At 64.4% G+C, this 23173-nt stretch carries 23 protein-coding genes and 3 tRNA genes; 15 read left to right on the forward strand and 11 right to left on the reverse strand.

Translation table 11 applies throughout. The features are described 5' to 3' along the window. Positions 1 to 1396: type ISP restriction/modification enzyme (locus ACOJTD_RS14735; RefSeq protein ID WP_420133645.1), on the forward strand; the 1396-nt coding region annotated here is incomplete at its 5' end. A 22-nt stretch (positions 1397 to 1418) separates the two neighbouring features. Then, complete coding sequence (locus ACOJTD_RS14740) at positions 1419 to 1847, forward strand: hypothetical protein (RefSeq protein WP_420133646.1); 429 nt, start codon at positions 1419 to 1421, stop codon at positions 1845 to 1847. 96 nt (positions 1848 to 1943) lie between these two features. Here the strand turns inward: ACOJTD_RS14740 and ACOJTD_RS14745 are convergent, their stop codons facing one another. Both ACOJTD_RS14745 and ACOJTD_RS14750 read right to left on the reverse strand, forming a co-directional pair. Beyond that, entirely contained in the window at positions 1944 to 2723 is a 780-nt protein-coding gene (locus ACOJTD_RS14745) for an NAD kinase (RefSeq protein ID WP_420133647.1), read from the reverse strand. A gap of 204 nt (positions 2724 to 2927) precedes the next feature. Then, complete coding sequence (locus ACOJTD_RS14750; RefSeq protein WP_420133648.1) at positions 2928 to 3458, reverse strand: tetratricopeptide repeat protein; 531 nt, start codon at positions 3456 to 3458, stop codon at positions 2928 to 2930. A 285-nt stretch (positions 3459 to 3743) separates the two neighbouring features. Between ACOJTD_RS14750 and ACOJTD_RS14755 the strand changes: the two genes are divergently transcribed. The 8 genes from ACOJTD_RS14755 (at position 3744) to ACOJTD_RS14790 (ending at position 8284) form a co-directional block, all read left to right on the forward strand. Further along, on the forward strand, positions 3744 to 4106 hold the full coding sequence (locus ACOJTD_RS14755) for a His-rich protein BRANT (RefSeq protein ID WP_420133649.1): 363 nt from the start codon (positions 3744 to 3746) through the stop codon (positions 4104 to 4106). 134 nt (positions 4107 to 4240) lie between these two features. Further along, positions 4241 to 4642 carry a hypothetical protein gene (locus ACOJTD_RS14760; RefSeq protein WP_420133650.1) on the forward strand — a complete coding sequence of 134 codons (402 nt, stop codon included), beginning with the start codon at positions 4241 to 4243 and terminating at the stop codon, positions 4640 to 4642. 170 nt (positions 4643 to 4812) lie between these two features. Then, positions 4813 to 5532: an outer membrane protein gene (locus ACOJTD_RS14765; RefSeq protein WP_420133651.1), complete on the forward strand. Its 720-nt coding sequence runs from the start codon at positions 4813 to 4815 to the stop codon at positions 5530 to 5532. Positions 5533 to 5961: 429 nt separating this feature from the next. Beyond that, positions 5962 to 6075, forward strand: a complete 114-nt coding sequence (locus ACOJTD_RS14770) for a sodium:solute symporter (RefSeq protein ID WP_420133652.1) — start codon at positions 5962 to 5964, stop codon at positions 6073 to 6075. Positions 6076 to 6368: 293 nt separating this feature from the next. Beyond that, positions 6369 to 6869: a GNAT family N-acetyltransferase gene (locus tag ACOJTD_RS14775; protein ID WP_420133653.1), complete on the forward strand. Its 501-nt coding sequence runs from the start codon at positions 6369 to 6371 to the stop codon at positions 6867 to 6869. Between the two features lie 88 nt (positions 6870 to 6957). Continuing rightward, positions 6958 to 7032, forward strand: a tRNA-Thr gene (locus tag ACOJTD_RS14780). Between the two features lie 157 nt (positions 7033 to 7189). Then, positions 7190 to 7678 (forward strand): hypothetical protein, encoded by a 489-nt coding sequence (locus ACOJTD_RS14785; RefSeq protein ID WP_420133654.1) that lies wholly within the window; start codon positions 7190 to 7192, stop codon positions 7676 to 7678. 75 nt (positions 7679 to 7753) lie between these two features. Beyond that, on the forward strand, positions 7754 to 8284 hold the full coding sequence (locus ACOJTD_RS14790) for a hypothetical protein (protein ID WP_420133655.1): 531 nt from the start codon (positions 7754 to 7756) through the stop codon (positions 8282 to 8284). Between the two features lie 76 nt (positions 8285 to 8360). Here ACOJTD_RS14790 and rlmB read toward each other — a convergent pair whose 3' ends face one another. Continuing rightward, complete coding sequence (gene rlmB, locus ACOJTD_RS14795; RefSeq protein ID WP_420133656.1) at positions 8361 to 9179, reverse strand: 23S rRNA (guanosine(2251)-2'-O)-methyltransferase RlmB; 819 nt, start codon at positions 9177 to 9179, stop codon at positions 8361 to 8363. Between the two features lie 199 nt (positions 9180 to 9378). Between rlmB and ACOJTD_RS14800 the strand changes: the two genes are divergently transcribed. After that, positions 9379 to 9464: transfer RNA gene (locus tag ACOJTD_RS14800), tRNA-Tyr, on the forward strand. 117 nt (positions 9465 to 9581) lie between these two features. On the opposite strand, the gene ACOJTD_RS14805 is transcribed toward ACOJTD_RS14800, so the two are convergent. Together ACOJTD_RS14805 and ACOJTD_RS14810 are read right to left on the reverse strand one after the other, a co-directional pair. Further along, on the reverse strand, positions 9582 to 11486 hold the full coding sequence (locus ACOJTD_RS14805; protein WP_420133657.1) for a PAS domain S-box protein: 1905 nt from the start codon (positions 11484 to 11486) through the stop codon (positions 9582 to 9584). Positions 11487 to 11595: 109 nt separating this feature from the next. Next, complete coding sequence (locus ACOJTD_RS14810; protein WP_420133658.1) at positions 11596 to 12270, reverse strand: site-2 protease family protein; 675 nt, start codon at positions 12268 to 12270, stop codon at positions 11596 to 11598. 231 nt (positions 12271 to 12501) lie between these two features. On the opposite strand from ACOJTD_RS14810, the gene ACOJTD_RS14815 reads away from it, so the two are divergent. From ACOJTD_RS14815 to ACOJTD_RS14825, 3 genes are all read left to right on the forward strand, one after another. Next, positions 12502 to 13674, forward strand: a complete 1173-nt coding sequence (locus tag ACOJTD_RS14815) for a S1C family serine protease (protein WP_420133659.1) — start codon at positions 12502 to 12504, stop codon at positions 13672 to 13674. A gap of 189 nt (positions 13675 to 13863) precedes the next feature. Beyond that, positions 13864 to 15873 carry a methyl-accepting chemotaxis protein gene (locus tag ACOJTD_RS14820; protein ID WP_420133660.1) on the forward strand — a complete coding sequence of 670 codons (2010 nt, stop codon included), beginning with the start codon at positions 13864 to 13866 and terminating at the stop codon, positions 15871 to 15873. A 120-nt stretch (positions 15874 to 15993) separates the two neighbouring features. Continuing rightward, on the forward strand, positions 15994 to 16206 hold the full coding sequence (locus tag ACOJTD_RS14825) for a hypothetical protein (protein ID WP_420133661.1): 213 nt from the start codon (positions 15994 to 15996) through the stop codon (positions 16204 to 16206). Positions 16207 to 16523: 317 nt separating this feature from the next. Here the strand turns inward: ACOJTD_RS14825 and ACOJTD_RS14830 are convergent, their stop codons facing one another. The 4 genes from ACOJTD_RS14830 to ACOJTD_RS14845 form a co-directional block, all read right to left on the reverse strand. After that, complete coding sequence (locus ACOJTD_RS14830) at positions 16524 to 17372, reverse strand: transglutaminase-like domain-containing protein (protein WP_420133662.1); 849 nt, start codon at positions 17370 to 17372, stop codon at positions 16524 to 16526. 111 nt (positions 17373 to 17483) lie between these two features. Continuing rightward, positions 17484 to 19688 (reverse strand): glycogen debranching protein GlgX, encoded by a 2205-nt coding sequence (glgX, locus tag ACOJTD_RS14835; protein ID WP_420133663.1) that lies wholly within the window; start codon positions 19686 to 19688, stop codon positions 17484 to 17486. A gap of 229 nt (positions 19689 to 19917) precedes the next feature. Next, positions 19918 to 20487, reverse strand: coding sequence for a DUF4142 domain-containing protein (locus ACOJTD_RS14840; RefSeq protein WP_420133664.1), 570 nt, complete (start codon positions 20485 to 20487; stop codon positions 19918 to 19920). Between the two features lie 11 nt (positions 20488 to 20498). Beyond that, on the reverse strand, positions 20499 to 21008 hold the full coding sequence (locus ACOJTD_RS14845) for a ferritin-like domain-containing protein (RefSeq protein ID WP_420133665.1): 510 nt from the start codon (positions 21006 to 21008) through the stop codon (positions 20499 to 20501). Between the two features lie 200 nt (positions 21009 to 21208). On the opposite strand from ACOJTD_RS14845, the gene ACOJTD_RS14850 reads away from it, so the two are divergent. Beyond that, positions 21209 to 21282: transfer RNA gene (locus ACOJTD_RS14850), tRNA-Gly, on the forward strand. A gap of 89 nt (positions 21283 to 21371) precedes the next feature. Here the strand turns inward: ACOJTD_RS14850 and ACOJTD_RS14855 are convergent. Further along, complete coding sequence (locus ACOJTD_RS14855) at positions 21372 to 22085, reverse strand: cysteine hydrolase family protein (RefSeq protein ID WP_420133666.1); 714 nt, start codon at positions 22083 to 22085, stop codon at positions 21372 to 21374. An 85-nt stretch (positions 22086 to 22170) separates the two neighbouring features. After that, entirely contained in the window at positions 22171 to 23109 is a 939-nt protein-coding gene (locus ACOJTD_RS14860; RefSeq protein WP_420133667.1) for a LysR family transcriptional regulator, read from the reverse strand. Positions 23110 to 23173 lie beyond the last annotated feature (64 nt).

Consider the following 23173-nt stretch of genomic DNA (forward strand, 5'->3'; position numbering starts at 1 on the left):
ATTCGGGGACGAAATCAAGGTTGTAGTAGCAATCTCGTTCTTCATTAAGCGGATTGGCGCGAAAGGGTGCCAGATCCATTACCAAGCTGTTCGTGACTATGCAAAGGCTGATGAGAAAAGCGACTTCCTCAAAAATCATCAGATCAACGATCGGCAGTTTTCTAGCCTCAAGCCGGATAAGAACGGCAACTGGGTTGGAATCGATGAGAATGATTTTGAGACATTCGCGCCTCTTGCTAGCAAGGCAACAAAAGCTGCAAAAGCGCCTAGGCAGGAACGTGCAATCTTCAAACTGTATTCGCTCGGCATCTCCACGAATCGGGATGAGTGGTTGTACGACGTCGACCGGACGAGCCTCGTCAAGAAAGTCGATTATTTTGTTGAGAAATACGATCGGACAAAGTCGAATTCGACGGAATTCCCAGAGGCGATCAAATGGTCTCGCAACCTGAAGCGAAGACTGAATCAAGGGAGGCGGGAGTCGTTTCAGCAGCAGAGAATCGCAATTGCCAGCTACAGACCGTATTGCCAACGCTGGCTGTATCAGTCGAGCCTCTTCATTGACGAGGCGGGATCATCAGCGGAGATGTTCCCTCCCGGATCGGAGAACATCTCTATTTGTTTTAGCGATGTCGGGTCGCGAACCGACTATTGTGTCCTTGCCGTCGATGGCGTGGCAGACCTGCACTTCGGTGCTGCAGTTGATGCTTATCAACAGGTTCCCCGGTTTCGATTCGCGAACGGGGAGCCCGCAGACAACATCACCGACTGGTCATTGAGTCGATTCCGTTCTTACTATGCGTCCAGCAAAAAACCGAAGCGTCCGATTACGAAGGACGACATCTTCCGCTACGTCTACGCCGTGCTGCACGATCCGATCTATCGCGAAACCTACGCCCAAAATCTCAAACGCGAGTTTCCGCGGATTCCGTTCTACGACAACTTCACCAAATGGGCGAACTGGGGCGAAGCGCTGCTCGGTCTGCACATCGGCTACGAGATGGCGAGTCCGTGGGAGCTTAAGCGGATCGACGTGCCTGACGCGAAGTCACGGACTGCCGAGCTGTCGCCGAAGCCGCTGCTGAAAGCGGACAAGGACAATGGCATCATCCTTCTCGATTCCGAAACCCAGCTCAGCGGCGTGCCGCCGCAGGCCTGGACTTATCGGCTCGGCAATCGCTCGGCGCTGGAATGGATTCTCGATCAGTACAAAGAGAAGACGCCGAAGGACCCGACCATCCGCGAGAAGTTCAACACCTATCGGTTCGCTGATCACAAGGAGAAGGTGATCGACCTTTTGATGAAGGTCACGCGTGTCAGCGTCGAGACGATGAAGATCATCGAGGCGATGCGCAAGGAGCCGCGCGCCGCAGGAGAGGCCGGAACTACGAACTAATCGGCGCGGCGAGGTCGGTCTGATGAACGTTGAGCTGCTCGACGGGGGGCGCCAACTCGCCAAGTTGCTCTGCGCCTACAGCATGGCTGCGCCGGCCAGGGAGGTACTGCGGTGCCCGAGCCGCGGACTGGCCCGCGTCCTGCAACTCCTTCGCATTGGCGTGCTGTGGCGGGCGGGTCACATGAAGAAGGAATATTGTCATATTCGCCTGTGGCGGGCTGGACACGTTTCGCCGCAGCAGGAAAAAGCTACCGCCTCCCCGGTGGGCGCAGTGGCTGCGATTCGTTCGCAAGAGGATTGGGTCGGGCTGCGCACGTGCCGCCAGTTTGTCACCAGTTTGCCGCAACGGCCCGGAACGAAAAACTCAGCGAAATCAACGTCGCATCCTAACGGCGAAGCGTTCGCAGAAAAAACCGCCGTGCGTCGCCGCGCAGTGCGGCTAACCCGTTGATTTATCGATAGAAGCCACCGTCCGGGAGGACTGCGCACCGCGCCAGCCACCACCGCTTCTCATTCGCCGCTACAGCGCTTGCGGCGAGCTGCCCGACTACGTCCCGAACTGTTCGCTGAGGATCCGCTCTTCGAGGCTATGCCCCGGGTCGAACAGCATGCGCATCGCGATGGTCTTGTCGGAAATCACTTCGACGCGGCGGACGTCTCGGGCTTCGTCGTGATCGGCGACGGCGGCGACCGGGCGCTTGTCGACTTCGAGCACTTCGATCACCACGAAAGCGTTGTCGGGCAAGAGTGCGCCGCGCCAGCGCCGCGGCCGGAACGCCGAGATCGGCGTCAGCGCAAGTAACTGCGCGTTGATCGGCAGGATCGGGCCCTGCGCCGACAGGTTGGAGGCGGTCGAGCCAGCCGGCGTCGCGACCAGAATGCCGTCGGCGACGAGTTCGTGCATGCGCTCGCGCTCGTCGATGATGATGCGCAGCCGCGCCGCCTGATGGCTCTGGCGGAACAGCGAGACTTCGTTGATGGCGTGGTGGATGTGCACTTCGCCGTAGATATCGGTGGCGCGCATCAAGAGCGGATGGATCACGGTCTCGCGCGCCGCTTTGAGCCGGCGATGCAGATCGTGCGTCGAATACTCGTTCATCAGGAAGCCGACCGTGCCGCGATGCATGCCGTAGATCGGCTTGCCGGTCCGCATGTGCTGATGCAGCGTCTGCAGCATCAGGCCGTCGCCGCCGAGCGCGACGACGACGTCGGCGTCCTGCGGATCGTGATTGCCGTATTGCGACGTCAGCTGCGCCAGCGCGGCCTGCGCTTCGACGCCGGTGCTCGCCACGAAGGCGATGCGGTCATGTCGCGGAGATGAATTCATGAGGCGGGCTCGGCGCAGGCTCTGGCTCGAAACGCCGCGACTGAAGCGGATTTCGTCGCCGTCGTCTATACGACGTTTCCGCGGTTTGTCGAGCCGTCCGCGCGGATGCGGCGTGCCGCCGGCGCGTGGCGAAGGCGCGACGCCGGGCGGCTGAGTGCGCCGGCGCCGCGATATCGGCGGCAAAGATGCGCGTGCAGCGCGCGATCAGTACGAGCTGCCGGCGCCGGCGATCGCCGCGGCGAGCGAGGTGTATTCCTCGCAGCTCGTGTTGCCGCACAGCGCCGCGATGCGATCGAGATGATATTGCGCGCGCTCCCGGTTGCCCTGTTCGACCTGCCATAGGCCGTAATACTGCCAGGTCTTGGTGTGGTTCGGATCGGTCTTCAGCGCGCGCTCGTACCAAGCCTGCGCCAGCTTGTAGTCGCCGAGCTTGCGATACGAATAGCCGATCAGCGTCGCCACCGAGGCGTTGTCGTCGTGATGCAGCGCCTTGAGCTGATCGATCGCCACCGCGTAGTCGGCACGGTCGTAGACGGTCGCATAGGCGGCGCGATAGCCGTCCTGGAATTGCCGCTCGGACTTCTTGTCCTTCTTCTTGTCGCCGGACTTGCTGTCCGAGGAAGGCGGCGGCGAGGGGGTGGAGTCGCCCGCCGCATAGGCGGCGGTGAGCGCCGGCGGCGCGATCAGCGCGGCCGAGAGCAGGGCAAAGGCGAGCAGTCGCAGTCGTCCGGTCATCGCATGTCTCCTGGTAGCAAGCCGATCCACAAGGTGCGGCCGAGGTATCAGAACGTCTTCAACCCCGCGCACCGCCGTTCATTCCCGCCGCGGCCGCACGCCGCCGCGAAGCTGACAGGCTGTTCATACGGATGAACCGAAGCTGCCGTTTCACTTCAGCTTCGGTTCAAACGCTGCGGCCTAGCGTCGCGACATGATCGGAGGCCCGGCCGGCGGGCTCACGATCCAAGCTTCACCAGCCGGCTGTGATTTTGCAACAGACTTCGTTCAACGAAGGAGACCATCATGATCAAGTCCCTGTCAGCCGCTCTGCTCGCCGTCTCGATGCTCACCGCGCCGGCCTTCGCCGCCGGGGCCGAGAAGACGCCGGCCGCGCCCGCCGCCGCAGCGACGGACGCCGCCAAGCCGGCCGCGACGCCGATGGCGCAGACCAATGTTGCGCCGAAGGCGAAGGCCAAGGTGGCGCGCCATCACCACCGCGCCGTGCATCACAAGCTCAACAAGCAGAGCAGCCTGCGCGGCCATCAGCACCTCGCCAAGCTCGATGCGAAGACCGTCAAGACCGGCGGCAAGGTCGGCGTGAAGGCGCCCGCCAAGCAGCATCTGTCGAAGGCTTCGATCCGCCCCGCAGCCCCCAAGCGCGGCTGAGGATCGAACGCTGCGGCCGCACCGGTCCACCACCCCCGGCGCGGCCGCGGCACGCCTGACGTGCAGCCGGGTTTGATTCAACGCGCGAAGCGGTTATTGCTGCGGCGTTGCTGATTTTGAATCAAGAGCCGCCCGTGCCCGCTTCCGTCCGCCGCTTCGCGTTCGCGTTCGCCGCCGTCGCCACGCTCGGCGGTTGTATCACCGGCGGCGAGTCCGGCCCGCCCGATGCCGGCGGCGACGCCGTGCAGCCGTTTCCGGCGAACTATCGCAGCGAGATTCCGGCGTTTCTCCGCAGCTACCTCAACAATCCGGTCGGCCTGCGCGACGCGATGATGGCCGAGCCGGTGCAGCGCGAGGTCAGCGGGCGAATGCGTTTCGTGTCGTGTCTGCGTTTCACCCCGCAGGGCGGCCGGCCGCAGGAGCTGGCGATCGTCCACGTCAACGGCAGGCTCGATCGCGTCGCCGGCAATGCTCAGGATCTGTGCGCGGCCGCGGTTTACGCGCCGTATCCCGAGCTGGAAAAATTGTCGCGATAGCGCGGACCAAATCACAACCCGCGACGACTAACCTGTAAGTCCGGGCGAGTTCCGGTCTGTTGCGAGGCCGTCACACTCCGGCTCCAACCTTGCTGCGGCCTTGCCGCCGGGCAACCAAACTCGCGCCATCTTGTTCTGAGCACATCGGACGACATCGAACGAGGGACACGATGAAGAAGTATCTGCTCAGCGCCGTCGCGGTCTGCGCGCTCACCGCGCCCGCTTTCGCTGCCGATCTCGGCCCGCGCACCTATACCAAGGCGCCGCCGGCGCCGGCCTACACTGCGCCCGAAGTGGTGTATAATTGGACCGGCTTCTACATCGGCGGCAACGTCGGCGGAGCGTTCGCCGGAAGTAACAACATCCAGAGCGACGCCGGCCGTTTCATGGGCGGCGTGCAGGGCGGCTTCGACTATCAGTTCGCGCCCAATTGGGTGGTCGGTGTCGAGGCGCAGTACAGCTGGATGGCCTCGAACAATACCGGCGTGCTGTTCTCCGGCGGCAGCACCGCGACCGAGAACACCCGTGGCCTCGGCTCGGTCACCGGCCGCCTCGGCTACACTTGGGGTCCGGCGCTGCTCTACGCCAAGGGCGGTTACGCCTTCCGCGACTCCAGTCTCGGCGTGCTCGACGCCACCGGCGCGGCCGCGGGGTATTCCACCTCCGGCAGCCGCAACGACGGCTACACGGTCGGTGCCGGCCTCGAATACATGTTCGCGCCGAGTTGGTCCGCCAAGGTCGAGTACCAGTACTACAAGTTCGGCGACACCAACTTCACCGGCGGTCCGGCCGACGTGGTCGGCACCTCGTTCCGCAACGACGACCACACCGTCAAGGCGGGCATCAACTATCGCTTCGGCTGGGGTGGCCCGGCAGTTGCGAAGTACTGAAGCAGCCCTGTCCGCATTCCGAAAGGCCGGCCCTCGCGCCGGCCTTTTTCGTTGCCGGGCAGGCCCCTGAGGGCTGGGAATCGAAGGTTAACGAGTGTTAAATCGCCGGAAAAATATCGGGCGGGACTCGGGAACCAGAATCGCCCGATGGTCGTCGCATGACGACGATCTCGAAAACCCTGCTCGCGGGGATCCCGGTCGGCCTGACGCTGGCACTCCTGGTGGCCTGCGCGGTCAACGTCGTAGTGCTGGCGCGTTGGCTCTAGGCGAGGGCGAGGCGACAACAAGCGGCGGTTGATCGGCATCAAAGCCGGTGGTGCCGAGCAGCGCGATATTCTGGCTGCTGTATGCATACAGCAGGCCCGCACAAGCGGCGCCTCGTCCGCTCCGCTGCAGCGGCCGAAGGATCTGTCCACGGGGAACAGTCCGATGTCCGAAGTCGATGGTCTCGTGATCGCCGCCGCCGCGCTGTCGACGCTGGTGATCTGGCTTGGCGTGGTGGTTCAGGGCCGGATAGTGGCGGCGCTGGCGTCGCGCCACTAGCGCTGCGAGCGACAACCAGCACACCAGCTCCCGGCCGTCTTTGGGGGAGCGAGCCTGCGGCACACTGCGCCGTCGTGCTGTGCCTTGCCAGGCGCCGCCAGGATTACCCCAGCAGCATCCAGGCCGCGACGCCCAGCAGCGGGATCACCGCAACGGCGATCATCAGCAGCGGAGCGGGCTCGTTGCCTTTACGGCTCGGGTCGTCGAATTTGTCTTTGCTCATGGAGGCAAAAGGCGTTCGTATCCGATCGGTTCCTAACGGATGCAGCGAGCGGCCCAAGAGGATGTGCCGGATGATCACCGCGGCAGGTGGCCCACAATGTTGGCCTGACATGAATGGGATAGAAATCATCGCGCTGACCCCGGGCGCCCCTGAGCTCGGCGTGTGCGCCGGCTGGCGGGCGGAAAGCTTCGCCGTGCTCGCCACCGACGTTGCGGCAGAGTTGCGCTCCCTCGAGGCGTTCGTCGCCGACCCGGCTCATCAGGTGGCGCTGATCGTGAAGCGGAAGGGCGCCGTGGCCGGAACCTGCCTGCTTGTGCCGTCGGAGATCGACCCGGTTCACGACGTGTCGCCATGGCTCGCCGGCCTGTATGTGGCGCCTGAGCATCGGCGCGCTGGCGTCGGTGAAGCGCTGGTCCGCGCTATCGAACGTGAAGCCCACAGCCGTCGGCATCCCCGGCTGTTTCTGTACACGACGGACGCAGTGGGATTCTATCAGCGTCTCGGTTGGAGGATCATCGATCGGGCCATCTGGAAGGGATTCGATACGTCTCTGATGACGATCGAACTGTGAGCGGTCCGCGCGGTTTGGATAAACTTACCCCTGCCGGTCTTGTCGCCAACGGCGCACGCTGCTAGCTGTCTCGGCGAAAGCGTGCCTCGCCGGCGTAGCACAGCGGTAGTGCAGCGGTTTTGTAAACCGAAGGTCGGGAGTTCGATCCTCTCCGCCGGCACCATGCATCTCTCTGGAAGGTTTCCGACTCCGCCCGCGTTAACGATTCGCTGGTCACGCCGAGCGATCGGACCCGGATTCCGCGTCGTGCGTTAGGCTTACCGGCGCTTCGCTGCGGCGCCTTAACCGATCCGGCAAGCTTTTCAACTACCTTCGGTGGCATGGCTATGAAACCTCCGACTGCGCGCGCCGCGTTGGCGATCCTGCTCATGACTGCGACTGCGGCGCCTGCCTGCGCCGACAGCGGCGGCTTCGGCGTGGTGATTCCAGGGCGGCCCGGTGTGCCGATCATCATCAACGGCCGTGACGTGTCCTACACGGTGGTCGAGGGCGATTGGGGGCTGGAGCGCGGCGTGCATCGGCAGCCGACATTCTACGGCAGCCGCCCGGTCCGCTTGCCGGAGGTCGGCCACTATTATCCAGGCTCGAATCGGCTGCCGGGCTACGGCCGGCTGGAGATCGAGCCGCCGGCGAATCGACAGCTGCCGAAGCCGGCCGAGAGCTTCCATCAATCCTGGGAGGTGGAGTCGCGGCCGCCGCAGCCCACTGCGCCGCCGATGCCGATGGATCCGCCGCAGGTGATCATCGCGCCACCGCTGGACGAGGGCGGCGGGCGTCTGCCGCCGAATTTCCGCGGGCCGCGCGGCTAACGCTGCTTTCGAAGATCTCGTTCGCCAATCGACCACGATAACAAACCAAGAAACAGCACCCATCCGGAGAGTACCATGCGTCAGATGATTTCGGGTTTGGTGGCGGCGGTGGCCGTCGTGACCGTCAGCGCCGCGCCGGCGTTGGCCTGCGGCGGCGGCCTGTTCGCGGCCGACGGCTGCGCGCCGTGCGGCGCGGTGAGCGCCTGCGGTTCGCCGGCCTATCTGCCGTATAACTACGGCTACAGTGCCGGTTATGGCTCCGCCGCGTTCGAGCGTCTGCCCGACCCGACGCGTTACTACTACGTCAATCAGGGGCCGACCTATTCGGGGCCAGGCAATTTCGCGCCGGTCGCGACCTACGACGATCGCCCGGTGTCGGTGTGGCGCACCGGATCGGCCTACACCGGCGGTGTCTACGCCAATGCGATGACGCATCAATACATCGGTGGGCCGGTTGCCACTGGTCCGGTGGTGTACAGCTATGGCCGCCGCCACGTCCGGCATCACCATCGCTACGGCATGTATCACGGCGCCGCCTATCGCGGCCATTATGGCGCACCGCGCTATCACCGTCCGCACGGCCCGGTGCTGCGCCGCAACTACTGATTGGCATGGCCGAACGGCAAACGCCCGTCCGCAGCGATGCGGACGGGCGTTCGCGTGTCCGTTTCGAGGCGGTCGCTCAGCCCATCAGGCCGAGCCGGCTGCTGCCGATATAAAGCGCCAGCGCCGCGGCGTTGGAGACGTTGAGGCTCTTGATCTCGCCCGGCATGTCGAGCCGCGCCACCACGCTGCAGGTCTCGCGTGTGAGCTGCCGCAGGCCCTTGCCCTCGGCGCCGAGCACCAGCGCCAGCGGCGCATGCAGCTCGACCGCGGCGAGATCGGCGCTGCCTTCGCTGTCGAGCCCGACGGTGAGAAAGCCGCGCTGGTTGAGCTCGGTCAACGCACGGGCGAGGTTCTGCACCAGCACCAACGGCACCAACTCCAGCGCGCCCGACGCCGATTTCGCCAGCACGCCGGTCGCTTCCGGGCTGTGCCGGGCGGTGGTGACGATCGCCTTCACGGCGAATGCCGCCGCCGAGCGCAGGATCGCGCCGACATTGTGCGGATCGGTGATCTGGTCGAGCACCAGCACGATGCCGTCGGAGGGCAGGGTGTCGATCGAAGGCCCATCCAGCGGATCGGCCTCCGCCAGCATGCCCTGGTGCACCGCGTCCGGTCCCAGCCGGCGGTCGATGTCGCCCGGACGCACGATCTCAGGCGCCGGCTTGGGGACGATTCCCTCGTCGGCGAGCTTGCGGGCGGCGTTTTCGGTCAGCAGCAGCTTGCGGATCCGGCGCTTCGGATTGGCCAGCGCGGCGGTGACGGTGTGCCAGCCGTACAGAATCGCGATGCCGTCCGGCTCGCGTTCGCGCGGGGCGCGGCGGTCGAAGCGCGGCGGCCCGCCGCGGGGGCGGTCGTCACGGCGCTGAAAGCGCGGATTTCGGTCTTTGGGACTCATCGCGCGCTTCTCTCACGCGGCCGCCGCCAAGGCAATTTCCCCATGCTGCTTATTGGCCAGAGAAATTGTCATGTGATTGGTTGACTTGGCCCCCCGGTATCGCCCATAACCGCGCCGCGTTGCAGGCCCGCCCGCGGGCTCGCTGCGGCTGTCCGGTTCCGGTTTTGCCTGCCACAGGCGTTCGGTCGGCGGCACGGGCGGGGGAGTGTCCCGAGTGGCAAAGGGAGCTGACTGTAAATCAGCCGCCTCATGGCTTCGCAGGTTCGAGTCCTGCCTCCCCCACCATCCTTGATCCTGCGGTGAACATCCCGATCTGACCCGACTTCGCTGCGCCTAGAGGGCAGGAGCTGCCTTTGCGCCGGAAGTCTTCCGCCCGGGGGCAGCCGCGCTCCGTTCGTTGATCTAGTTGCCGCGTCCCGTGACGCTGTCGAAGGCGCGGCTGAGCTCGTGGAGCTCGTAGGGCTTTCGGACCATCGGGAATTCGAGTTCGGAGCGCAGGGCCGCGTCGCTGTATCCGGTCGTGAGGATGATCGGCAGAGACGGATATTTCCGCTTCAGCCGCCGGGCGAGGCCCAGGCCGTCCAGCCTGCCGGGCATAACGATGTCGCTGAACACGACGTCGATGCCATCGTTCTCGATCTCGGTCAGTGCGGTCTCCGCGTCCGGGGCCCATTTCACCCGGTATCCAAGCTCTTCCAGCAGCATGGCGCCGGCGCTGGCGACCTCGGGATTGTCCTCGACAAGGAGGACGGTACCAGCCGACTTATCGACAGACCTCGCGTCGTCCTCCGTCCGCTGATCCTGCGCCCGCGGCAGCCAGATCATCACTTCGGTGCCTTCGCCGAGACGGCTCTCGACCTCGACGCGGCCGCCGGCCTGGTTGGCAAACCCGTGGACTTGCGAAAGTCCGAGACCCGTCCCTTGGCCGACCGGCTTGGTGGTGAAAAACGGATCGAACACCTTGGCGAGCACGTCCGGCGGAATGCCGACGCCGTTGTCCTTCACCGAGATACGGACGGTGTCACCGGAGTCCTGCGGGCCGGCGGGATGGTTGGTGGCGCTGATCACCACGTCGCCGCCCTCGATCAGCGCGTCGCGGGCGTTGATCACCAGATTGACGAGCGCGGTTTCCAGTTCGCCCGGATCGGCGAGCACCGGCCAGACGTTCGGCGCGATATCGACCGACAGCGCGACGTTGCCGCGTAGCCCCGCTCTCAGCACTTCCTGCATCGACAACACGGTCTGCGCGAGATCGAGCTGGGTGGGATGGACCTGCTGGCGTCGCGCGAAGGTGAGCAACTGCCTCGTCAGTCCGCCGCCGCGCTTGATCGCGCTTTCCATGGCGGAGATCGTGTTGAGAATGGCGGGGTCGCTGCTCGATCGCTTGATACGATGCAGTCCGCCGGCAAGCCCCATCAGCAGGTTATTGAAGTCGTGCGCGACGCCGCCGGTGAGTTGGCCGAGCGCGTCCATCTTTCGAGACTCGGCGAGCTCGGCCTGAACGCGCTCCAGTTTCTGCTGAGCGTCGCGACGCTCGGTGATGTCGCGCGTGATCTTGGCGAACCCGATCAGCTCGCCGGAATCGTCGCGGATCGGATCGATGATCACGCTCGCCCAGAAGAAGCTGCCGTCCTTGCGGACGCGCAAGCCTTCCTCTTCGTAGCGGCCGGTCGTGCGGGCGATCTGCAGCGCGCGTGCGGGTTTGCCGGCTTTCCGATCGGCCGGTGTGTAGAACCGGCTGAAGTGCTGGCCGACGATCTCGTCGGGTACGTAGCCTTTGATCCGCTGGCCGCCGAGATTCCAGTTGGTCACGAAGCCTTCGGGATCGAGCATGTAGAGCCCGTAGTCCGTGATGTTACGGACCAGCAGGCGAAACAGGTTTTCACTCTCGGCCAACGCCGATCGCGCCTTGAGTCTCTCGGTGATGTCCCTGGTGATCTTGGCGAAGCCGATCAACTCGCCGTCCTCGACGATGGCGTCGATGACGACTGAGGCGAAAAACCGGCTGCCGTCCTTGCGCAGTCGCCAGCCTTCGGCTTCGAAACGACCGGTGCTGCGCGCGGCGGCGAGGGCGCGTTCGGGAAGGCCGGCGGCGCGGTCTTCAGGCGGATAGAAAACCGAAAAATGCTGGCCGACGATTTCGGACGCCTGGTAGCCCTTGATCCGGGCCGCGCCCGTGTTCCAGCTCGACACGATGCCGGCGGGGTCGAGCATGTAGATGGCGTAGTCGGTGACGCCCTGGACAAGGATCCGGAACGCCCGCTCGCTTTCGAACAGCTCGCGCTCGGGCGTGGTCCGTTCCGTCATTCCAAACTCCGGAAAGCTTCGAAACGGCTTCGCCGGCTAAACGTTCCCGTGTGGCGGGCGGAATTTGCAACGCCGCGGTGGTGCGGGTCGAGCTCGGGTGTGGCGTGCGTCATGCGTTTCCGGTGAGCCTCAGAATGGCCTCGACGACGTAGCGGCTCGACTGCGCGATCCACTGCGTGGCGCCGCCAAGGCCGGCGAGCGGGAGGAGGAAGACGATGCCGATCAGGATCAGCATCCCGTAGGGTTCGAGACGCGCCAGCGGCCGTGCCAGCACGCGGGGCAGGGCGCCCACCGCGATTCGGCCGCCGTCGAGCGGCGGGATCGGGATCAGGTTGAAGATCGCGAGCACAACGTTGATCAGCAGCGCGTTGGCGAGGTTGCGCAGCAGCCATTCGCCGGCGGCTCCCGACACGTCGCCGAGCAGCCGTAATCCAAGCGCGGACACGAGCGCCAGCACGATGTTGATCGCGGGACCTGCCGCCGCCACCAGGATCATGTCACGGCGGGGATGCCGCAGGCCTCGGAAGTTCACTGGCACCGGCTTGGCGTAGCCGAACAGGAACGGGGACTGCATCGCCAGCAACAGCAGCGGCAGCAGCACCGTGCCGAACGGGTCGATGTGCTTGATCGGATTGAGCGTGACGCGGCCCAACATCCAAGCCGTATCGTCGCCGCACATCCGGGCCGCGTAGGCGTGGGCGGCCTCATGGAATGTGATCGCGATCAGTAGCGGGAGCGCCCACACCGAGATCACCAGCATCATCGTGGAAAAAGGATCCGCCATCACTCAACCTGTCGTCGGCTGCCGTGCCGATCTGGTTCCGCATATAGAACCCGACCTGAAGCGGCGCTAGCCGGACGGCGGCCAAAGCCTTGTTTATGTCCGCGAATTCACATTCGCCCGGTCGAAACCGGGGTGGAACCTGGCCCGCCGAAGCGCATTGACCGGAACCTTCTGGAACCCCTGACCGCGTCCCATATCAACTCCGACGCTGCCTGCAGAAAGCCTCCGCCGATGCCCCCCTCCGTTCCGCCGTCGTCTTCTTCGCCGGACCCGCAGTTGCGGCGGGCGCAGCGCACCGAGCGGCTGCTGCGCATCGCGGTGGTCTGGCTGCTGCTGTTGGCGACCGCATGGGTGGCGCAACCGTATCTTGCGTCGCTGTGGTTCTCGGTCAGCGGCCCGCGCACCGTCACCGCGCGCGGCGACCTCGCGCCGGCCGAGTTGTCGACAATCGAGCTGTTCAAGCGGGTATCGCCCTCGGTGGTACACGTCTATGCGCAGTCGGCCCGTCGTCCGACGCCGTCGTTCGAGCAGCAGGATGCCCAGCAGGGCGGCGTGCAGTCGGGCTCGGGCGTGATCTGGGACGCGGCCGGCCACGTGATTACCAACAATCACGTCATCCAGGGCGCGAGCACGCTCGGAGCGCGGCTGTCGTCGGGCGAATTCGTCACCGCGCGTGTGGTCGGTACCGCGCCGAACTACGATCTCGCGGTGCTGCAACTCGAGCGGCCGCGCACGGCGCTGCGTCCGATCGCGATCGGCAGTTCGTCGGATTTGCAGGTCGGGCAGGCGGCCTTCGCGATCGGCAATCCCTACGGGCTGGAGCAGACGCTGACCACCGGCATCGTCAGCGCGCTGCAGCGGCGGCTGCCGACCGCCGCGGCGCACGAAGTCAGCGGCGTGATCCAGACCGATGCGGCGATCAATCCGGGCAATTCCGGCGGCCCGCTGCTCGATAGCGCGGGCCGGCTCATCGGGCTCAACACCGCGATCATCTCCGGCTCGGGTGCATCGGCCGGCATCGGCTTCGCGATCCCGGTCGATGCCGTCAACCGCGTCGCCACGGCGCTCATCCGCACCGGCACCGTGCCGGTGCCCGGCATCGGCGTGATCGCGGCCGACGAGAACGAGGCGGCGCGGCTTGGTATCGACGGTGTCGTCGTGGTCCGTACGCTTCCGGACTCACCGGCGGCGCGCGCCGGCCTGGTCGGAGCCAGCGAAACCGGAATGGTCGAAGACGTGATCATCGGCGCCAACGGCCAGGAGGTCCACAGCATGTCCGATCTGGCCGGCACGCTCGAGAGCGTCGGCCTTGGTAACGAGGTCAAGCTCCAGGTGATGCGCAACGGACGCGTGCGCACCGTCAACGTCAAAGTCACCGACATTTCGCGCCTGCAGCGCAGTTAGCGGATTGGGGCGTCGGGCCCGCCGGAATTCAGCGCGGTCTGCGCCTTTGGCAGCAAGTCCAGGACCCGTGATCGCCTTTCGCCGCGATGCGGCGCGGACGCCGGCCATAACCTCGTATTGATACGAAGCCGGAAATTAACCCGGTTTGAGGAACGAACCAATAACGGTGAGGCAAATAGGAGCCTCGTCGTGTCTAAACTGAACCGTATCGGAAACAAGCTCGGATTAGCCGGTCTCGTCGGCATTTCGCTGGCGATCGGCATGGTGACCAACCAGTTCATGACTCAGGCCCGGGTCAACGAAGCCACCCGCTTGGCCGATCGCGAAGCTGAGGTTTCGGAAAATGCGCTGATCGCAGAATCCGAGATGCGTAATATGCAGCTCGCGGTCCGCGGCGTTCGCATGACGCGCTCCGTCAAGGAATTCGAGCAGCGCCGCAGCGAGTTCAGCGTGGCGCGCGCCGACCAGGCCAAGGTGCTCGATACGCTGATCGCTGCAGCGACTGGCGCCATCGCGGAGATGTTCGCCGAGATCAAGAAGATGACCGTCGACTACGCGGTGGGCGCCGAGCAACAGGCCGAACAGCAGCTCAAGTTGCTCGATCTCAACGCCAAGCGGCTGTCGATCGCTGCCGAATGGGACAAGAAGGTCGAGGCGCTGGAAGGCCCGCTCGGCGGGCAGGCGGCCTTGGCGCTATTACACGAGGCGGACGGCGGGTTCGACGGCGTCCGCGCTCTCGCATGGCAGTTTTTCGTCGTCGAGAGCAAGGAGCTCAAGGCCAATCTCGAGCGAAAGGCGAACTCCGTCACCGAAGCGTTGCGCCGCGCCGGCGAGCAGGCGCCGGACGCCAAGACCCGCGCAGGCATTCGCGAACTCGACAGCGTGCTCAAGAACTATATGACGATGACCGCGGACGCCTTTGCCGCCGATACTTTGAAGAACAGTATCAGCCGCGACCGCACCGTTCCGATCGCCAACAACACCGCGAGCCTGCTGCGCAACGCCGTCGAGACGGCGCGTCAGTCGGCGCAGGAAGCCAAGGCCCGGGCCGCCTCGGAGATTGCCTGGTCGGCCAGGATGTCGTTTGCGTTCGGCGCGACGATCATTCTGGTGCTGATCGGCTCGGCGCTGTTCTCGTTCCTCGGCGTGGCGCGGCCGCTGACCCGGCTGAACGGCGCGCTCAGCCAGATCGCGGGCGGCAAGCTCGACGTGGAGATCGTCGGCGCCGAGCGCGGCGATGAAATCGGCGATATCGGCAAGACCGTCGGCGTCATCCAGCGCAATGCCGAGATCAAGGCGCGCGAGGAGGCCGAGGCCATGACCGTCCGCGACCGCGAGCGCGCGGCGCAGCGCAAGCAGGACATGCTGCGGATCGCCGACGAATTCGAGGGCGCGATCGGTGAGATCGTCGAGACGGTGTCGTCGGCTTCGGAGGAACTCGAGGCCTCCGCGACCTCGCTGACGTCGACGGCCGAACGTTCGCAGATGCTGGCGACGACGGTGGCGTCGGCATCGGAAGAGGCGTCGACCAATGTGCAGTCGGTGGCGTCAGCGACCGAAGAGATGAGTTCGTCGGTCACCGAGATCAGCCGTCAGGTCCAGGAATCGGCGCGCATCGCGCAGGAGGCCGTGGAGCAGGCGCACCAGACCAACGATCGCGTCGAGGAACTCGCCCAGGCCGCCGCGCGGATCGGCGACGTTGTCGAACTGATCAACACCATCGCCGGCCAGACCAACCTCCTGGCGCTCAACGCGACGATCGAGGCGGCCCGCGCCGGCGAGGCCGGCCGCGGCTTTGCGGTTGTCGCCGCCGAAGTGAAGGCGCTCGCGGATCAGACCGCGAAGGCCACCGGCGAGATCAGTCAGCAGATCGGCGGCATCCAGACCGCGACTGATCAGTCGGTGGCGGCGATCCGGCAGATCGGCGAAACGATCGGCCGGATGTCCGAGATCTCCTCCACCATCGCCTCGGCGGTGGAAGAGCAGGGCGCCGCGACGCAGGAAATCTCCCGCAACGTCCAGCAGGCGGCGCAGGGCACGCAGCAGGTGTCGGCCAACATCACCGAGGTTCAGCGCGGCGCGACCGAGACCGGTTCGGCCTCGAGCCAGGTGCTGTCGGCCGCCCAGTCGCTGTCCGGCGACAGCAGCCGGCTGAGGCTGGAAGTCGCCAAATTCCTCGGCACGGTGCGGGCCGCCTGACGCCGCATCACATTTGCCCATCGATGGGTCATGTCCGCGGGACTCACACCCGCGGACCGTCCTGCGCCGCATAGGAACTAGCGCGGCGGCTCCTCATTGAAGCTGAAAACGGAGGAGCAGATGGGCAAGGCCTATTACGACATCATCGGCACCGACGATCGCTGGGGCGTGCGGCACGACGACGATCCGGTCGGCGATTACGCCAGCAAGGAAGCTGCGTTCGAAGCCGCAGTGCTGGCCGCGACCAACGCCATCAAATTCGGCCACGAAGTCCGCATCACCGTGCCGGGCCGCGAAAGTTCGGAAACGGCGCTCGGCGTGATTACGAACTGAGCGGGATGCATGGCGGCCGGCATTGAAGACTGCTCTGATCGCGATTATTGAATTCTCTCGTCATTGCGACGAGCCCGTCGACGAAGCAATCCAGCGGCGTGCGAAAAACTGCACTGCTTAGCTACGCTCGCAATGACGGGAAGGCGGCGACGCCGACTTTAACCGCCGCGCTCATCCATTGGTGCGGCGCTAGTCGTTCGTAATGGCCCGGCTCATCCCGGCGATCCGCGCCTTTTCCGTTGCCACCATTCAAGACGTGAATGCCCGGCACAAGGCCGGGCATGACGGGGATGCTGTCAGCTATTGGCTTGCGATCGTCACGCCACTTGCTGCAAAGGGGGCTGCGACTGACCCGCCTCTTCGGTGACTTCGTAGGTGGTGACTTCGAATTTCACCAGCTGAGCGGTGCCGAAGGAGGTCGAGATCGCCACGTCGGCGGCGTCGCGGCCGCGGGCCATGACGATGCGGCCGATCCGCGGGTGATTGTGCCGCGCGTCGAAGGTGTACCAGCGGCCGTCGAGATAGACCTCGAACCATGCCGAGAAGTCCATTGGCGCCGGATCGATCGGAACGCCGATGTCTCCGAGATAGCCGGTGCAGTAGCGCGCCGGAATGTTCATGCAGCGGCACAGCGTCACGGCCAGATGCGCGAAGTCGCGGCAGACGCCGATGCGCTCCGCATGGCCTTCGGCGGCGGTACGGTCGTTGCGGGCGTAGTGATAGCCGAACTCGATCTGGTTATGCGTGTAGTCGACGATCGCCTGAACCCGCTCCCAGCCCGAGGTGATGCCGCCGAACAGCGACCAGGCGAGGTTGGACAGCTTATCGGTGTCGCAATAGCGACTGCCGAGCAGATAGACGAGCACGTCGTCGGGCAATTCCGCGACCGGGAGCTGGCGCGCGCCCGAAGCCACCTCGTCGGGCAGGCCCGAGTCTTCGATCAGAAAGTCGTTGCTGATTTCGATCTGTCCGGCCGGCGCGACGATACGCGTGCAGATGTTGCCGAACATGTCGATGAATTCCCGCGCCGGGATGTCCGGCGAGAACCTGATCTTGTGCTCGCCGATGACGTCCTGCATCCGCTCAGGACGAACGCTGAGCAGCAGGTTCATCGGGGTATCCTGGAAGCAATGGAAGGCGATGCTGTAGCCCGCTCGAATCTTCACCCGCAATCTCCGATTTCGGTCATTGAAACTATCGTCCTTCAATGACCAGTCCCTCGGACGGTTCCTTGATAACCGTCTGAGGGCCTGCGCAAATTTACGGCAGTGCGGAAACTAATCGACGAGCTCGAACAACAGCGCCGAGCGCGCGGTCACCTGATAGGCGGTTCCGCAGGCGAAGGTCTCGCCGGGGGCGCCATCGGGGATATTGGTATCGATCAGCAGCTTCCAGTTGGCGCCATGCGGAACTTCGGGCAGCGTGAACTCCACCAGGCCGTCGAAGCTGTTGGTGATCAGCAGCACGGTCTGGTCCTCGCTCTTACGCCGGATGCCGGTCTTCTGGGCGCGGCCGTCGAGTAGCATGCCGAAGCATTTGACGTTGCCGTCGTCCCAGTGCTCCTGCTGCATCTCGCCACCGTTGGCATTGATCCAGGTGACATCGCGGACATCGAGCTTTTCGTCGTGCTGTCCGGTGAGGAACCGGCTGCGCCGCAGCATCGGATAGTCGCGGCGTAGTTCCAGCAGCCGCTTGCTGAACGCCAGCAAATCCTTGGCGGCGTCGTTGTGGTCCCAGTGCACCCAGGAGATCTCGTTGTCCTGGCAATAGGCGTTGTTGTTGCCCTGCTGCGTGCGGCCGAACTCGTCACCCGCCAACAGCATCGGCGTGCCCTGCGCCAGCAGCAGGGTCGTCAGCATGTTGCGCTTCTGCCGCTCGCGCAGCGCCAGGATTGCTTCATCGTCGGTCGGTCCCTCGGCGCCGCAGTTCCACGAGCGGTTGTCCGAATGGCCGTCCTTGCCGTCCTCGCCGTTGGCGAGATTGTGCTTGTCGTTGTAGCTCGCCCAGTCGTTCAGGGTGAAGCCGTCATGCGCGGTGATGAAATTCACGCTCGACCAGGCGCGACGGCCCTGGCGGTTGAAGACGTCGGCAGAGCCGGCCAGCCGCGGTGCCAGCGCTGCCGCGCAGGCCTCGCTGCGCCAGTAGTCGCGAACGGTGTCGCGGAACTTGTCGTTCCATTCCGCCCAGCCGGGCGGGAAACCGCCGACCTGATAGCCGCCGGGGCCGCAGTCCCAAGGCTCGGCGATCAGCTTGACCTGGCTGAGTAGCGGGTCCTGCATCACGGCTTTCAGGAAGCCGCTCTGTTCGTCGAAGCCATAGGTCTCGCGCGCCAGGATGGTGCCGAGATCGAACCGGAAGCCGTCGATATGCATCTCGCCGGCCCAATACCGCAGCGAATCCGTGACCATCTGGATGACGCGCGGGTGCGATAGGTTGACGGTGTTGCCGGTGCCGGTGTCGTTGATGTAGTAGCGCTTCTGGTCAGGCAGCAGGCGATAGTAACTGGCGTTGTCGATGCCCTTGAACGACAGCGTCGGTCCAAGCTCATTGCCTTCGGCGGTGTGGTTGTAGACGACGTCGAGGATCACGGCGAGGCCGGCGTCGTGAAGCCGCGACACCATCTCCTTGAACTCACGCAAGCTGTTCGGTACGTCCGCTGCGTAGCGCGGGTCGGGCGCGAAGAAGCCGATAGTGTTGTAGCCCCAGTAGTTCACCAGGTCCTTTTCGAGCAGATAGCTGTCGTTGACGAAGGTGTGGATTGGCAGCAGCTCAACGGCGGTGATGCCGAGCGAGGCGATGTAGTCGACGACGGCCTGCGAGCCCATGCCCGCATAGGTGCCGCGGATATCTTCCGGCACGCCGGGATGCAGCTTGGTGAAGCCCTTGACGTGGGTCTCGTAGACGACGGTCTGGTCCCACGGCACGAACTTGCGGCCAGGCTCACCGCGCCAGTCGAAGCCGGGATCGACGACGACGCATTTTGGGACGAAGCGGGCGCTGTCGCGCTCGTCGAATGTGGTGTCGTCGCCGCTCTCCATCTGATAGCCGAACACCGCCGGATCCCATTTCAGCTCGCCCGCATGAGCCCGTGCGTAGGGATCGAGCAGCAGCTTGTTCGGGTTGAAGCGGTGCCCATTCTCCGGCTCGTAGGGCCCGTGGACGCGATAGCCGTAGAAGGTGCCGGGGCCGACGTCCGGGATGTAGCCGTGGAAGATTTCGTCGGTGTATTCGGGAAGCTCGATGCGGCGTTCGGTATCGCCATCGAACAGGCACACTTCGACCTTGGTGGCGTTGGCTGAGAACAGCGCGAAGTTCGTGCCTTCGCCATCCCAGCAGGCGCCGAGCGGGAAGGGCAGGCCCTCGCGCACCGTGCTGTTGTCGGTCACCACATGATAGCCGGGCTCCGGCTTCGGCGCCGGCTCGGCCTGAGCAGCGGCCTCGGTGGCCGCGGGCGGGGGATCGAGCGTATCGGTATCGGTCATCGCGGGTCCTTCCGGGTTGGCGCGCAGGCGCAATCACGAAGCTCGGCCCTCGGCCCAACCCCGATTGAACTCGATCGGTTTGGTATCATTGACGAAATCCCCACCTGCTGACGCGATAATGCCGCATTTCGAATTCGGTTCCTGAGCCGTTCGGCGCAGCGGGAGACCGGCGCAAAAGAAAAGGGCCCGGTCGCTGTCGCGATCGGGCCCAAGGTTCGGGAGGACGTGCTTACTTGCTCGACTTGTTCGATTGCGAGGTCGTATTGGAGTGCTGCTTCTCGAGGTTCTGGGCCATTTCGAGATGGTGCTGGAGTGCCGGCAGGGTCTTGCCAGCCCAGGCCTTCAGCTCGGCGTTCTCGCCGCCGCGCGAATAGCGGTCGAACAGCGACACCGCATCCTTATGTGCGCTGACCTGCTGGTCGATATAGGTCCCGTCGAAATCGCCGCTCGCATTGGTCAGCTTGTCCAGCTTGCTGCGATGCGCGTCGTCGAGCTGCGTCGGCGCTTCAGCTTTCACCTTGCCGGCGCTGATCAACGACTTCAGCTCGGTGCTGGTCTTGGTGTGATCGGTGATCATGTCCTTGGCGAAGGTCTTGACGGCGGAGCTGCCCTTTTGCTCGGCGAGCTTGCTCGACTGGATTTCGAACATGTCGCTGACGGCGGCCTGCTTGATAAAATCCGCGGTGGTCGGCGCGACGCCCAGCACCGAGTTGACCCCGGTCTTTTCGCCGACCGACTGCGCCAGCACGGGCGTCGCCATCAACAGGCAGCAGCCCAGCGCGATCATGGTACGTTTCATGGCAGTATCCTTCAGCTTGCGGCCTTGCGATTGACGCCCTTCCGGAGCGCCACGGTGTTGAGCTTGGTGTTGGCCGCCTTCTCTTCGTTCAGATTGGTGGTGAGGAAGCGGACGATGTCGTCGTGGCCAAGTTCCTCGGCCCATGCGATCAGCGTGCCGTAGCGCGCGATTTCGTAGTGCTCGACGGCCTGCGAGTTGGCGACGATCGCGGCATCGAGCACGGTCTTGTCGGCAATCTCGCTGGCGGTCTCGTTGGCTTCCTTGATCAGCCCGTCGATCGCCGGGCAGTCGATGCCGGAGGGCTTCTCGCCGAGCTTCTTGAACACCTGATCGAGCCGCTCGATCTGCTTCTCGGTCTCTTCCAGATGCGCCTTCAGGCCCGCAGCCAAATCCCGATTGGTCGCTTGGGCGATCATGGTCGGCAGCGCCTTGGTGATCTGCTGCTCGGCGTAATAAATGTCGCGAAGGCCATGCAGCAGCATGTCCTCCATGGTGTGAATGTCCTTGGTGAAAAGACCCATCGTCGCCTCCGGTGGTGGGTGGTTGCCCCCACAACTGGAACGCGCCGGTTCTGTTCCACGCGCGTAAGGCGGGCGAGGCAGGGGCAGGCGCCGGCGGCCTTGCGACACCTTCGGACGAGAGGCGACGGGCTCCGCTATCCCCGCCTGCGGCTCCGGAGGGTGTTGAGGCGGGCGGGCCGGCGTGTTAGGCAACGCCCGACGCGGGTGTAGCTCAATGGTAGAGCAGCAGCCTTCCAAGCTGAATACGAGGGTTCGATTCCCTTCACCCGCTCCAGCGCCATAAATTATTGATATTGCTTATTTTTGCGTTCGCTCTTTTGGGCGTCGCGCTGAGTGGCGTGCCTCGATCCCGCATGGGCGTGGCTATCGCCGGGTGACCGCAGTCCTGCCATCGATCGCGGACCGAAGGGCATCGATGACAACCTCGGACGTTGCGACGGTCCCGAAGATTCCTCCTTCCGAGCAAATCGTCTCGATGGCGGCATCGTGGTTCGATTGAACGGTCGCGGCGCAGCAGTCGGCCACCAACAGCGGTTCAAAGCCGCGGTCGACCGCCTCGCGCAATGTCGAATGAACGCAGACATCCGTCGTGACGCCGCACACGATCAGGTGCCGGACTCCGCGCGTCGTCAGAATTCTCTCGAGATCAGTCGCGTAGAAGGCGCCGAAACCCGGTTTGTCGATGACCGGTTCGCCGTTTGCCGGGCTTAGAGACGGGACGATGTCCCAGCCTGGTTCGCCTCTGACAAGAAGCCGGCCCAGGGGGCCGACAGAACCGATCTCGCCGCCGCCGGCGCGGGAGCGGAAAAGCTTCTGCGGCAGAAGATCGGTGAGATCCGAGCGATGGCCTTCGCGGGTGTAGATGACGAGGCCACCCCACTTTCGGACGTAGTCTCTCAATTCGACGATGCGAGGAATGATGCCGCTCGCGACACTGACGTCGTACCCCATGGCGGAGATGTAGCCACCGACCTCGCAAAAATCCCTCTGCATGTCGATCACGATCAACGCAGTCGAAGCCGGCTCGAGGTCCTGCCGGTGCGGCCACGGGTAGGGCCGGGCATCAACGTAGGACATGGATGTCTCGGTCTCGCAGCGCGCGCATCGGTCTCTCTCAATCTAGGATCGATTGAGCGAAACCTCGGCAACTTTCACGTCTGCTTCAATTCGCGACTTTGGATTTTTTCATCGGAGGATCCGATGTGTCGCCCGACAGCTCTTGAATCAGCAGCTTGGCTGTAGATCCGAGCCGCGACGGATCCTTGTGATGAACCAGCGTAATATCCGACTGCCTAGTGTAGCTCTTCTCGACCATCACGCGCATCTCGCCACGGTCCACCCAGCGTTGCGCATAATGATCCGGCAGGAAACCGATATGGCTTCCTGCCAAGATCAGAACCGCCGCCGCTTCGACGCTGTCGACGTGGGCCGTGATGCTGTTGTGCTGATCGCTGAGGAAGAAGAAGTCATTGAGCTTGAGAAACGTGCGCACGACCTTTTGCGCGTTCCTGATCTTCGAGAAAAGCCGCGTATCGCTGGTCTCGTGGAACAGCGGATGGCGATGGCCGCACACCAGGACGTCGCGCTCGCGATAGAGACGAACATACTGAAGATGAGGCAATGTCTCCGTGAAGATTCCGATTGCGGCATCGATCTTTCCGGACGACACGCCTTGCTCGATCTCCCGGGGGCTGAGCACGTCCAGGTAAATGTGGGCCCGGCCGCCCGTTCGGCGATGAAACCGGTCGAATGCGCCGATGAGCGGACAACGGGGGTCGGTGACGAGGTTGTCGATGATCGCGATCCGCAGGTCTCCGAGGCCCTGCTTCTTGTGCTTGGCGACGCTGATTTCGAACGTGGACAACGCCGATAGCAGCTCCGTCGCGTCCGTGACGAAGGCCTCTCCCTGAGGGGTGAGCTTGAAACCGCCGCGTCCACGCTTGCACAGCGTGTAACCCAGCCTGGCCTCCAGAGCGGCGATTTCCGTGCTGATGGTCGATTGCGCGAGATTGAGGACGTCCTGGGCTGCGGAAAAACCGCCGCTTTGAGCGACCGCCAGAAACACCCGTATCTGACGCACATCCATGTCTGTCGTCTTCAAGTTGAGCTCCGTAGTTCATCAACCGAGGGGCGATCCGCGGCTCTGTATGGCCTCGCCGGCCTGT

This window comes from Rhodopseudomonas sp. (assembly GCF_048594845.1).
Taxonomy (GTDB): domain Bacteria; phylum Pseudomonadota; class Alphaproteobacteria; order Rhizobiales; family Xanthobacteraceae; genus Rhodopseudomonas.

Coding starts and splice junctions, on each gene's coding strand:
- ACOJTD_RS14740 (WP_420133646.1), top strand. CDS start 1,419: ATGAACGTTGAGCTGCTCGACGGGGGGCGCCAACTCGCCAAGTTGCTC.
- ACOJTD_RS14745 (WP_420133647.1), bottom strand. CDS start 2,723: ATGAATTCATCTCCGCGACATGACCGCATCGCCTTCGTGGCGAGCACC.
- ACOJTD_RS14750 (WP_420133648.1), bottom strand. CDS start 3,458: ATGACCGGACGACTGCGACTGCTCGCCTTTGCCCTGCTCTCGGCCGCG.
- ACOJTD_RS14755 (WP_420133649.1), top strand. CDS start 3,744: ATGATCAAGTCCCTGTCAGCCGCTCTGCTCGCCGTCTCGATGCTCACC.
- ACOJTD_RS14765 (WP_420133651.1), top strand. CDS start 4,813: ATGAAGAAGTATCTGCTCAGCGCCGTCGCGGTCTGCGCGCTCACCGCG.
- ACOJTD_RS14770 (WP_420133652.1), top strand. CDS start 5,962: ATGTCCGAAGTCGATGGTCTCGTGATCGCCGCCGCCGCGCTGTCGACG.
- ACOJTD_RS14775 (WP_420133653.1), top strand. CDS start 6,369: ATGATCACCGCGGCAGGTGGCCCACAATGTTGGCCTGACATGAATGGG.
- ACOJTD_RS14785 (WP_420133654.1), top strand. CDS start 7,190: ATGGCTATGAAACCTCCGACTGCGCGCGCCGCGTTGGCGATCCTGCTC.
- ACOJTD_RS14790 (WP_420133655.1), top strand. CDS start 7,754: ATGCGTCAGATGATTTCGGGTTTGGTGGCGGCGGTGGCCGTCGTGACC.
- rlmB (WP_420133656.1), bottom strand. CDS start 9,179: ATGAGTCCCAAAGACCGAAATCCGCGCTTTCAGCGCCGTGACGACCGC.
- ACOJTD_RS14805 (WP_420133657.1), bottom strand. CDS start 11,486: ATGACGGAACGGACCACGCCCGAGCGCGAGCTGTTCGAAAGCGAGCGG.
- ACOJTD_RS14810 (WP_420133658.1), bottom strand. CDS start 12,270: ATGGCGGATCCTTTTTCCACGATGATGCTGGTGATCTCGGTGTGGGCG.
- ACOJTD_RS14815 (WP_420133659.1), top strand. CDS start 12,502: ATGCCCCCCTCCGTTCCGCCGTCGTCTTCTTCGCCGGACCCGCAGTTG.
- ACOJTD_RS14825 (WP_420133661.1), top strand. CDS start 15,994: ATGGGCAAGGCCTATTACGACATCATCGGCACCGACGATCGCTGGGGC.
- glgX (WP_420133663.1), bottom strand. CDS start 19,688: ATGACCGATACCGATACGCTCGATCCCCCGCCCGCGGCCACCGAGGCC.
- ACOJTD_RS14840 (WP_420133664.1), bottom strand. CDS start 20,487: ATGAAACGTACCATGATCGCGCTGGGCTGCTGCCTGTTGATGGCGACG.
- ACOJTD_RS14845 (WP_420133665.1), bottom strand. CDS start 21,008: ATGGGTCTTTTCACCAAGGACATTCACACCATGGAGGACATGCTGCTG.
- ACOJTD_RS14855 (WP_420133666.1), bottom strand. CDS start 22,085: ATGTCCTACGTTGATGCCCGGCCCTACCCGTGGCCGCACCGGCAGGAC.